This is a genomic window from Asticcacaulis sp. (assembly GCF_027484505.1).
GTDB lineage: Bacteria > Pseudomonadota > Alphaproteobacteria > Caulobacterales > Caulobacteraceae > Asticcacaulis.
The window spans coordinates 1-11,257 of the sequence record NZ_JAIXSV010000049.1 but is presented as its reverse complement, the minus strand read 5'-3'; the positions used below and the strand labels follow the sequence as shown (position 1 = coordinate 11,257).

The 11,257-nt window shown below is 60.3% G+C and carries 6 protein-coding genes; 3 read left to right on the top strand and 3 right to left on the bottom strand.

Annotation, left to right across the window (positions count from 1 at the left end; genetic code table 11):
- Positions 1-432 precede the first annotated feature (432 nt).
- From Q0072_RS02360 to Q0072_RS02350, 3 genes are read right to left on the bottom strand one after another with little or no spacing between them, the layout of a single operon-like run.
- Positions 433-1,341: a BadF/BadG/BcrA/BcrD ATPase family protein gene (locus Q0072_RS02360; RefSeq protein ID WP_298325169.1), complete on the bottom strand. Its 909-nt coding sequence runs from the start codon at positions 1,339-1,341 to the stop codon at positions 433-435.
- Between the two features lie 10 nt (positions 1,342-1,351).
- Positions 1,352-2,134, bottom strand: coding sequence for a copper homeostasis protein CutC (locus Q0072_RS02355; protein WP_298325167.1), 783 nt, complete (start codon positions 2,132-2,134; stop codon positions 1,352-1,354).
- Between the two features lie 6 nt (positions 2,135-2,140).
- Positions 2,141-3,673 carry a tryptophan halogenase family protein gene (locus Q0072_RS02350; protein WP_298325165.1) on the bottom strand — a complete coding sequence of 511 codons (1,533 nt, stop codon included), beginning with the start codon at positions 3,671-3,673 and terminating at the stop codon, positions 2,141-2,143.
- A 401-nt stretch (positions 3,674-4,074) separates the two neighbouring features.
- Here Q0072_RS02350 and Q0072_RS02345 point away from each other — a divergent pair, with 401 nt between their 5' ends.
- The 3 genes from Q0072_RS02345 to Q0072_RS02335 form a co-directional block, all read left to right on the top strand.
- Positions 4,075-6,741, top strand: coding sequence for a TonB-dependent receptor (locus Q0072_RS02345; protein WP_298325161.1), 2,667 nt, complete (start codon positions 4,075-4,077; stop codon positions 6,739-6,741).
- Positions 6,742-6,984: 243 nt separating this feature from the next.
- Positions 6,985-9,666, top strand: coding sequence for a glycoside hydrolase family 2 protein (locus Q0072_RS02340; RefSeq protein WP_298325157.1), 2,682 nt, complete (start codon positions 6,985-6,987; stop codon positions 9,664-9,666).
- Positions 9,667-9,701: 35 nt separating this feature from the next.
- On the top strand, positions 9,702-11,257 hold a 1,556-nt coding region (locus Q0072_RS02335; protein WP_298325154.1), incomplete at its 3' end, for a glycoside hydrolase family 3 N-terminal domain-containing protein.

Sequence of the window (11,257 nt, the reverse complement as noted above, 5' to 3'; positions counted from 1 at the left end):
ACTCAAAGAGTTTAAACGCGTCGCCATGAGAGCAGACAAAACCGACAACAGCTTCAAGGCTATGATCTATCTCGCAGCCGCCGTCATAAACTCAAAATGAATCCCCACAAACCCTAGACAGCAAGCGCCGCCCAGTGAAAGAAGTAGACCGCAAGGTGGGGCCATACCCTTACTACGGGGCTAGTGGGCAACAAGGAACAATTGACGGTAAGGCTCGCGTTCCAATCAAAGCGCGTTGCGGAACTATCTCACGCAGCAAAACATCCCCATACGCGAAGCCGCATGACGCAAACCCGATGCGTTCAGGTCCAGACGGGTGATCGTGATCGAAGATGACAAAGAAAAACCCTCCTGCCAAATCAATGACAAAGGGAATCACAACCCAGACCAAAATGAAATCCCCCCAGAGAGTCAAACCTCAAGGCCGCTGGTCTAACACGCCGAAACGGCGCTGTCGTTACAGGGGTTGAGTTGTCCCTCGCTGGCGCCGGCGCACATCAGAAGCGCGCCGTCCAGCGCATCGCCCTGCGCTGTGGCAATAAAGGGCAACACAGAGTCCGACAGGTAGGGGATATAATGCGGTGCCACGCCGCCCAGCAGACATACCTGCGGGGCCCCCAGCGCCGTCAGACGCTGCACATAGGTTTCCAGCCAGCGCACAGCGGTCTTAATGATCCCGGTCGCCAGAGGGTCTTCGGCCTTGGCCAGCTCCACCACATCCGGCGCAAAGGTGCCGAAATCAGTCGGTCGCGCCTCAGCCAGCCAGGCATGCAGGTCGATACCGGCACTGGAGAAAAAGCGATTGACGCGCTCGGTCAGGGCCGAGCCTTCGATGAGACCATCGCGGGCCATCAGAGCGTGACGCAGGGCCTGACGCCCCAGAGTGGCCCCCGATCCTTCGTCGCCCAGCGCGAAGCCCCAGCCGCCGACCTGATGGCTCTGACCCGACAGCCAGGCATAGCCGACCGACCCCGTGCCGCCGATAAAGATGGCACCGTCACGACCGCCAAAGGCCCCAAGGCAGGCCGTATGGGCATCGGTGGCCACCTTGACGTTGCGAAATGCAGCGGCCTTGGCGGTGACACGCTGCCGGTCCGCTTCGGTGACCACGCCGGCCAGCCCCAGCCCCAGCCGGCACTCAGGGAAGATATGCGCCTCCAGCCCCGCCTGATCCAGCGCGCGGTCGATGGCTTCGCGGATATTGCCCCAGCTATAGTCGAGGCCTAATTGAATATTGGCCGGTCCGGACAGGCCCTGCCCAAGGGTGCGGCCCTCCGAAGTCGTCAGCCGCGCGCGGCAGCGCGTGCCGCCGCCGTCAATGCCGATGAAGTATCCTGACATGAATCTTGCCTCAGCTTTGCGTCATCAGGGCGTCGCAGATCGCCCGGACCAGCGAAGCCTCGGTGAGGCGGAAGGAGTCGCTCGACAGGCCCAGTTCCAGTTCGGCGGGACCGACCTCTTGCAAACGCGAGCATGACCCGTGCACCCAGGGCACACCGGTGTCGCTGATGATCTGCCCGATTTGCGCGGCATTGACACCGCCGCCGGCCATGATGTCGATGCGTCCGGCCGAGGTCTCGACCATCGCCCGCACGGTCTCAAGCCCTTCGATAGCGCGCATCTGTGTGCCGGAGGTGAGGACCGTGTCGAAGCCCAGCCCGATGGCCGTTTCCAGCGCGTCAAGCGGATCAGGCGTCAGGTCGATGGCGCGGTGCAGCGTCATTTTCAGCCCCTTGGCGTGTGCACACAGCCGGGCCAGAAAGACCTCATCCAGATAGCCGTCTTCGGTGAGCGCGCCCATCACCACGCCTTCCAGACCATGGTCGGCCATGGCGTCGATATCGCGACGCATGACATCGAGATCGTCCGGCCCATAGACAAAGCCGCCTTCGGTGGGGCGGATCATGGCGCGGGTGGAGTGGCCCAGCGCCTGCGCGGTGCGGACCAGTCCGGGGCCCGGCGTCAGGCCGCCCAGACTAAGCGCGCTGCACAGTTCAATGCGCGCCGCCCCGCCTTCGACGGCGGCATAAAGCGAGCGTGGACTGTCCACGCAGACTTCCAGTTGGCAAGGCGGGGTGGGGATGCGCCGCAGCGCGGGCTCGGCCAGAAGGGTGGGGTGTTTGGAAAGCGACATCTAACTTTATTCTCCGGCCACGATCGTAAGGCCCAGCTTTTCGAGGTAACGGGCCTGCGGCGGCATGGTGTTCGCGTAATCGGTGATGGTGCCCTGCATCTGACGCAGTATGGCAGACAGGTCCTGTGGTTCGATGAGATCGGCCAGCGGATCATAGCGCTTAGGCCTCAGGCCCTGACCGAACAGGACAGCCAGCCAGCTGGGGATCTGAAACAGGTCCCCGCGGGACATGATGACGCGCCCGCTCTCGCTGAACTGATCCAGCTTGTACTGGAGCGAAGCGGGAATGCTCATCTCGCGGCAGTATCGCCAGAACTCGGAATCATCGCGTTTGGTCAGCTTGTAATGGGCGATCAGGAAATCGCGGATGGTGTCATAATCCATGCCGACCGCCTGATTATATTGCTGGGCCAGAAGCGGATTGAAGTCCGGGTCCGGGAAGAGGTCCATGAACTTGATCAGACCCGAATGGATCAGGTGGATGGAGGTGGACTCCAATGGCTCCAGGAAGCCGCCGGACAGGCCGATGGCGACCACATTCTTGTGCCAGAACTGTCGGGCGCGGCCCGTGCGGAAGCGAATCAGGCGGGGTTCAGCCAGGGTCGGGGCATCGAGATGGGTAAGCAGGATACGCTGCGCCTCGTCCTCACTCATGAAGTCGGCGCTGAAGACGTGGCCATTGCCGGTGCGGTGTTGCAGCGGGATGCGCCATTGCCAGCCCGCGCTGTGGGCCGTGGCCCGCGTATAGGGCAGGGATTCTGAGACATTGGCGCAGGGCACCGCCCAGGCGCGGTTGGCGGGCAGCCAGTGGCTCCAGTCCTCAAAGCCCGTCTCCAGCGTTTTTTGCAGCAGAAGCGCGTGCATACCGGAACAGTCAAGGAAGAGGTCTCCGTCGAGGATGTCCCCCTTTTCGGTCTGCACGCCGGTAATAAAGCCGTCTTCGGCGCGCTGATTCACCTGCGTAATGCGGCCTTCGTGACGCACGACGCCGCGCGCTTCGGCATAACGACGCAGGAATTGCGCAAACAGGCCGGCATCAAAATGATAGGCATAGCCAAGTGTGGAATGTACACCGGTGTCATGGCGCGGCGCGGGGGCGAAACGCCCTTGCCGCGCGGCGACACTGGCCAGGGAATAGGCTTCGAAGGGCGTCGTGTCGCCGGACAGGGCGGCGCGTATATAATAGTGGTGGAAGGCCGCCCGCCCGATCTGCGCCCCGATGACACCGAACGGATGGATATAGCTGTCATCTTTCTGATGCCAGTTGCGAAACTCGATCCCCAGCTTGAAGGTGGCCTTGGTCTCGCGCAGAAACGTCGTTTCGTCGATCCCCAGAAGCCGGTTGAAGTCCTGAATCGGCGGAATCGTCGCTTCGCCCACGCCAATGGTGCCGATGTCTTCCGACTCGATCAGATGGATTTGCCCCAGCTTGCCTTCGGTGAGTCGCGCCAGAAGGGCCGCCGTCATCCAGCCGGCCGTTCCGCCGCCAACAATGACAATTTTACGAAAACCCGGTTGTTTCCGAGGTAAATCCTGCATGGGGGGCCTGATCGAAGAGGGGGGTATTTCAAAGATGAAAAGACAGGGTCACAAAGTTTGCGGAACGGCGCAATGCCAATTTGGTATTTTAGTGGTTATGTTGCCAATTTGCATCAAGGTCTATTATTGGTCCTATTGGTTCTCGGCGTTATGAAAAATTTATATTATTGAAATAATACAATAAAAATTTACATAAATCGAAATTTTAGGCACGGGGGTCTATTTATATGGCAAATTTGGTCCCTAAAACGTACAATAATTAAATCAAATATATGAATTCTCGTTGACAGAGTTCAAAGTTGTCATACGCTCGTTATACGAACGCCATTTTCGTGTCACACAAGCGACGCGAACGGCGTGCGAGCCACCATGGATTTATGACCATTTAAGGGGACGAAGTGATGAGTTTAAAACGCTCTGTTTTGATGAGCACGGCGCTCGTCGGGGTGATGCTTTCGGGCACCGCCTACGCACAGCAAGGCAACGATGTGCAGGAAGTCGTTGTTGTCGGCATCAAGGGCAGCCTGCAAAAGGCCGCCGCGATCAAGAAGAAGACCGACGCCATTGTCGATGTCATCTCGGCCGAAGACGTCAGCAAGTTTCCCGACACCAATATCGCGGAATCGCTGTCGCACCTGCCGGGCGTCAGCGTTGACCGCAACTTCGGCGAAGGCGAAAAGGTCTCGATCCACGGCACCGATCCGGCTCTGAACCGCATTCTGGTCGATGGCCACTCGATTGCCTCGGCCGACTGGGGTGGCAACCCGAACGACCCGACCAGCCGTACCTTCAACTATTCGCTGATGGCGCCGGAAATCGTCGGTCAGCTCAAGGTTTACAAGAACCCCGAAGCGTGGATCGACGAAGGCTCGCTGGGCGGTACGGTTATCCTCGAAACCCGCAAGCCGCTGGACCTGAAGCCCGGCACCATCACCGGTTCGCTCGGCTACAGCTATAATGACCGCTCGGAAAAGGGCGATGTCCGCGGTTCGGCCCTGTATAGCTGGCATAACGAAGCCAAGACCTTTGGTATCCTCGTTGCGGCCACCTATGACAAGCAGCAACTGCACCGCGCCGGTATCGAATATTTCGGCTATATGGGTGCCGGTGCCTTCAACAGCGCCTTCACGGTGTCTGGTAACAATGTCACCGGCCCGAAGATCAACGGTGCCGCGCCGACCCTGGCGTCCTATAACCAGTTGGCGGCCGCCAATGTGCCCTGCTGCTTCAACTGGGCCTATTTCGACCAGACCCGTCAGCGCACCGGCGTCAGCACGGCCATCCAGTGGAAGCCGAACGATGACACGCAGTTCGACCTGACCGCCCTGCATATCGAAGGCGACTACACCAACTATAACCAGTCGATGTACGCCGTTCCGGTGTGGAACAGCGCCAATTCGCGCGATTTCACTGTATCGAATGGCCTGATCACCGGGGCTTACGTGCCGTCCAAGGCCGCCGGCACCGGCACCCTGACGCAGTATGACGCCATTCTGCGCACCACGGTCGTTAAGACGGACAGCGTCAATCTGGCCGGTAAGTGGAATGCCGGTGACTGGAAGGTATCCGGTAATGTCGGCTGGACGCAGGCAACGGGTGGTAAAGAACCGGAGCGCATGATCAGCTTCGACCTGAATTCCGGCTTCCAGTTCGGTTTCACGGCCAACAGCACCTATATCAACTACGATACCTCGCCCACGACGCCCAAGTCGTTCTTCCGTTCGCCGTCGTCTTCGACCAGCACGATCAACGGTGTGACCGGCAACTACGTCCAGATGGGCGGCATGGAACGCAGCCGCACCACGGACAAGGAAACCTATGGTCAGATCGACTTCCGTCGCAATCTGGACGGTTTCTTTGAGGCCGTGCTGTTTGGTGCCAAGCTGACCAAGCACGAGAACTCGCTGGATGCCGAAGGCTGGGACTACTTCGCCAACAAGACCCTGTACCTCAGCGACTTCGCCTCTGAGTTGACGCCGAACGGCCTGTGGGCCGACATGGGCGGCAGCGGCAATGCCATGCAGTATCTGGGCCTGACGCGCGACGGTATCTTCGGTGTCATCAATGCCAGCATCACCCGCTATAACGGGCCGAAGTACGGCATGGAATTCACCGTGAAGGAAAACATCGCCGCCGGTTACCTGCAAGGCAACTTCCGTCACGACAAGTGGCGCGGTAACGTGGGCGCGCGTCTGGTTTCGACCGAAGATCAGTCGAACTACTGGGAAACCTCGGACGGCGGCACGACCTACACGCCCAAGAGCGTCACCCAGAAGGAAACCAAGCTGCTGCCGAACATCAACGTCGTTTATGAAGCGGCCGAGGATGTGCTGATCAAGGTCGGTGCGGCGCAGGTGATCGCCCGTCCGCGCTACAGCCAGCTGGCCGGCACGGTCGAACTGAACGATCGTCAACTGACCGGCGGTGGTGGTAACGCCAACCTGAAGCCCTACGAATCGACCAACTTCGAAGCGTCGGTGGAATGGTACTTCGACAAGACCGGCCTTCTGGCGGCGGAACTGTTCCATCGCAAGATCAGTTCCTACGTCGTCAGCGACACGCAGGAAAAGGTCTTCTTCAACAAGCTGACCAACGCCAACGCGACCTACTCCTTCTCGTCGCCTTTCAACGCCCAGAACGCCACCGTCACCGGCTTCGCGCTGCAAGGGCAAAAGGATATCGCCTACGGCTTCGGTATCATCGCGAACTACACCTTCGCCGATGCCGACACCGGCACGACGGCCTACAACATGCCGTACCTGTCGCGTGATACCATCAGCGTCATCCCCTACTACGAAGAAGGCCCCTGGCAGGTGCGCCTGAGCTACAACTATCGCTCGCAATACTTCACGGGCATCGGTCGTCGTAACTCGAAGGACTTCACCGACTCCTACAAGCAGGTCGATCTGTCGGCCACCTATAAGGTCAACGACAAGGTGTCGATCTATGCCAACGGTCAGAACCTGCTCGACGAGATGTACTACTCGTTCAGCTCGTTCGCAGACGCGCCGACCGCCTTCTATAAGAACGGCCGCCGCTTCTTCGTCGGTGTGAACCTGAAAATGTAATCCAAAGTATTCATATTTTTAATATGAATGTTTAAAGTGTTCTGTATGTATTAGTGGTGCAAACTGGCCCGACCTCAATTGAGGTTCGGGCCTTTTTTGCTTTTAACCGGTTTAAATTTTCAAATTAAAATCGTTTGCAAAAACTTATTTTAGTTGATTGGATTTTTTTTTTTTTTTTTAATTTGGCGCGCCTCTTGCGGGGCGGGTGGCCTGAGGGCTGTGCAGAGCAAGGGAGAACCATTCGTGCATCGGACAGTGATTTCGAAGGGGCGTGTGGCCGCCGGGATAGACGGGCTGATTGCTTTTTGTCTCTGCCTGATTGTGGCCCTTTCTCTGATGAGCGTGCCGGCGCGGGCGGAGACCCTGAAGGGGCCTGAAACGCGGACCCTGACGGAGGGCTGGCGCTTTCGCATCGCTGAGGGCGACCCCAATCGCGCGGCGCATCCCGAAGTCGCGAACTGGATGACGGCCACGGTGCCGGGCACGGTGCAGAGTGACCTGATCGCGTCGGGCAAGCTCAAAGACCCCTATGTCGGCCTGAACGAGGCGGAGGCGCAGTGGGTCGGCCTGTCGGACTGGGAATACGAAACCTCGTTTACACTGGATGAGGCGACGCTGAAGCGCGGCCATATCGACCTTGTGTTCGACGGGCTGGATACGTTTGCCGAGGTGACGCTGAACGGTAAGGCCTTGCTGTCGGCCGACAATATGTTCCGTAGCTGGCGCGTGCCGGTTAAGGGTATGGTGGTGGGCGGGACCAATCGTCTGCATATCCGTTTTGCCTCACCCATCAATAAAATGCGGCCCTTCATGCAGGGGCTGAGCTATTACCAGCCGGGGGCCTATGACTCGGCCTTTGGCGATGAGCCGCTGGGGCAAAACAGTTCAGCCTATGTGCGCAAGGCCGGGTATCAGTACGGCTGGGACTGGGGCCCGCGCATCGTGACGCTGGGGCCGTGGCGACCGGTGCGGCTGGACATTTACGACGGGGTGCGCCTGTCGGACTTTTATGCGCAGCAACAGCATCTCGATGATCAGGTGGCCGCCCTGGAGGCGCGGTTCGAGATCGTCTCCGATGCGGCGCGCAACGCCACTCTGGAGGTCACCGTCACCGATCCGGACGGCAAGACGCAGACGCAAACACAAAGTGTCCCGCTTTATGCCGGGAACAACAGCCTCAGCCTGCCGGTACGTATCGATAATCCGAAACGCTGGTGGCCGGTAGGTTATGGCCGTCCGGATCGCTACACGGTTCGCGCGCGTGTCCTGAGCGAGAACGTGGTGATGGGCGAACGTACCCACCGCATCGGTCTGCGCACCTCGGAAATCCGCCGCCAGAAGGACGAGTGGGGCCGAAGCTTCGACATTCTGATAAATGGCGTGCCCATCTATATGAAGGGCGCCAATATGATCCCGCTCGACATGATGCCGCCGCGGGTGTCGGATGCCTACAGGGATCGCATCCTCAAAACGGCCATCGACGCCAATATGAACATGCTGCGTCTGTGGGGCGGCGGGCACTATTTCGATGACGGCTTCTACGACTGGGCCGACGCTCACGGTCTGATGCTGTGGCAGGACTTCATGTTCGGCGGCTCGATCCCACCTTACGATGAAGCCTACCGCGAAAACGTGCGTCAGGAGGCCTATGATCAGGTGCGCCGTCTGCGCCACCATCCGTCCATCGTCATCTGGGGCGGCAATAATGAGGTGCAGGTCAACTGGGATAACTGGGGCGACAGTCAGGCCCTGAAGGACAAGGTCGGTCGCAAGGAGGCCGAACGCATACATACCGGTCTGGTCCGCCTGTTCGATCAGGTGCTGCGCGGCGCGGTTGATACCTATTCGCCGGGCACGCCCTACTGGCCGGGCTCACCCACCGCCGACTATGACGGGCCATCGGATGGCGACAGGGACGGGGATCGCCACTACTGGACGGTCTGGGGCGGCAAGCAGCCCGTGGAGACCTATCTGACGGTGACGCCGCGCTTTATGTCCGAATATGGGCTGCAATCCTTCCCGGTCATGGCGACGATCAAGGCCTTTGCCAGCCCGAAGGACATGGCCATCGATGCCCCGGTGATGATCGCCCACCAGAAGTTCGACAAGGGTCGCGGCAATCAGCGCCTTCTGATGTACATCAACAACAATTACGGGCAGCCCAAGCGCTTTGAGGATTTCGTCTATCTGTCGCAGGTGATGCAGGCCGAAGGTATCGAGCTGGCGGCGCGGCACCTGCGCGCCTCGCGCCCGCAGAATATGGGCGGCCTCTACTGGCAGCTTAACGATGTGTGGCCGGTGGCGTCGTGGTCGAGTGTCGATTATTACGGACGCTGGAAGGCGCTGCACTATTCGGCGCGTCGCTTCTATGCCCCCGTCTCCGTATCGCTGCTGCGGCGCGAGGGCCTGACCGAACTGTCGGTGGTGTCGGATCGTCAGAGCGAGGCGCGCCTGCACTGGCGGCTGAAGGTGATGACGCTGGACGGCAAGCTGTTGTCGCAATGGACGCAGGACCTGAACGCCGCCCCGCTCAGCGCGCAGGTTGTCATGCGGCTCAGCGATGCCGACCTGCTGAAAGGCGCCGATCCCAAATCGACCCTGGTCAGTGTCGAGCTTCTGGAAAACGATCAGGTCATCTCACGGCATCAGAGCTATTTCGTCGCCTCCAAGGCACTGGCGCTCAGCGATCCGAAGATCAAATCGCGCCTGACCCGCACGGCGGACGGCTATCGCCTCACCTTGTCGGCACGCACGCTGGCGCGGCAGGTCTGGGTCGATACGGACGCACTGGAGGTGAGCCTGTCCGACAATGCCTTTGACCTGATGCCGGGTGAAACCGTCACCCTTGATCTCAAAACCTCAGCCTCTGAGGCGCAACTGCGCCGGGCGCTGACCATCCGTTCCCTCTATGGCGCTGCGCAATGATTTCCCGATCTGTATTTCCCCGTTTGAAACCCTTGTTGCTGACCGCGAGCCTCAGCGCCCTGTCCGTAGGAATGGCACTGGCGCAAACCGCTGAGCCACCTATGGACCCGCGCATCGCCCGTATGACCGTCGAACAGAAGGCGGCGCAGATGCAGAACCGCGCCCCAGCCCTGCCGTCGGCGGGCCTGACCGCCTACGAATGGTGGAACGAAGGCCTGCACGGCGTGGCGCGGGCCGGCGAAGCGACCGTCTTTCCGCAGGCCATCGGACTGGCGGCCACCTGGAACCCGGCCTTGCTGAAACAGGTGGGGGATGTGATTTCGACCGAGGCGCGCGCCAAGTTCAATTCCACCGATCCGGCGGGCGATCACCCGCGCTATTACGGCCTGACCCTGTGGTCGCCCAATATCAACATCTTCCGCGATCCGCGCTGGGGCCGGGGGCAGGAGACCTATGGCGAGGACCCCTTCCTGACCAGCCGTCTGGCCGAAGGCTTCGTCACCGGGCTTCAGGGGCCGGACCCGCAGCACCCCAAGGTCGTGGCCTCGGTCAAGCATCTGGCCGTGCATTCGGGGCCGGAGGCCGGGCGGCACGGCTTTGCCGCCGCGGTGTCGCCCTATGATCTGGAAATGACCTATCTGCCGGCCTTCCGTTATTCGGTCATGACGACCAAGGCGCAGTCGGTCATGTGCGCCTATAATGCCGTAGGTGGCGTCCCGGCCTGTGCCTCGGACCTGTTGCTTAAAACCTATGTGCGCGACGCCTGGGGTTTCAAGGGCTATGTCGTCACCGATTGCGACGCTATCTACGACATGACGCGCTTTCACTTCTATCGCCTCAATGACGCCGAATCCTCGGCCGAAAGCCTGAAGGCGGGTGTCGATCTCAACTGCGGCAATGCTTACGCGGCCCTGCCCGAAGCCGTGAGCAAGGGCCTGATCCCCGAATCCCTGATGGATCAGTCGCTGAACCGTCTGCTGGATGTGCGCAAGCGTCTGGGGATCGATGGCGCGCCGAGTCCGTGGGTGAAGATCAGCCCGGAGGCCATCAACACGCCACAAGCGCAAGGATTGGCGCTACTGGCGGCGGAACAGTCGCTGGTCCTGCTCAAAAACAACGGCGTCCTGCCGCTCAAGCTGGGTCAGACCGTGGCGGTGATCGGCCCCAATGCCGATACGCAGGAGACGCTGCGCGGCAATTACAATGGCATAGCGCGTCAGCCGGTGACGCCTCTGGCCGGATTGCGGGCGCAACTGGGGGCCGCGAAGGTCCTCTATGCGCAGGGCGCGACCCTGGCCGAAGGGGTGCCAACCACGGTGCCGGAAACCGCGCTGCGCACACCCGAAGGCCTATCGGGCCTGACGGCCAGCTATTACGCCAATGCCGACTTTGCCGGTGCGCCGGTTGAAACCCGCACTGAGCGTACCGTGAATCTGGAATTCATGAACCGCCTGCCGGTCAAGGCGCTGAAAGACGGGCCTTACAGCATCCGCTGGAGCGGTCAGATCGTGCCCCCGGCAGCAGGCACCTATCGCCTTAAGGTCTTTGTGGATCGCTGCTGGTCCTGCGAGAGCAACCAGCACGATGAGGT

Excerpts from the sequence above, each read along its gene's own strand:
- Q0072_RS02360 (WP_298325169.1), bottom strand. The coding sequence starts at position 1,341 with ATGTCAGGATACTTCATCGGCATTGACGGCGGCGGCACGCGCTGCCGC.
- Q0072_RS02355 (WP_298325167.1), bottom strand. The coding sequence starts at position 2,134 with ATGTCGCTTTCCAAACACCCCACCCTTCTGGCCGAGCCCGCGCTGCGG.
- Q0072_RS02350 (WP_298325165.1), bottom strand. The coding sequence starts at position 3,673 with ATGCAGGATTTACCTCGGAAACAACCGGGTTTTCGTAAAATTGTCATT.
- Q0072_RS02345 (WP_298325161.1), top strand. The coding sequence starts at position 4,075 with ATGAGTTTAAAACGCTCTGTTTTGATGAGCACGGCGCTCGTCGGGGTG.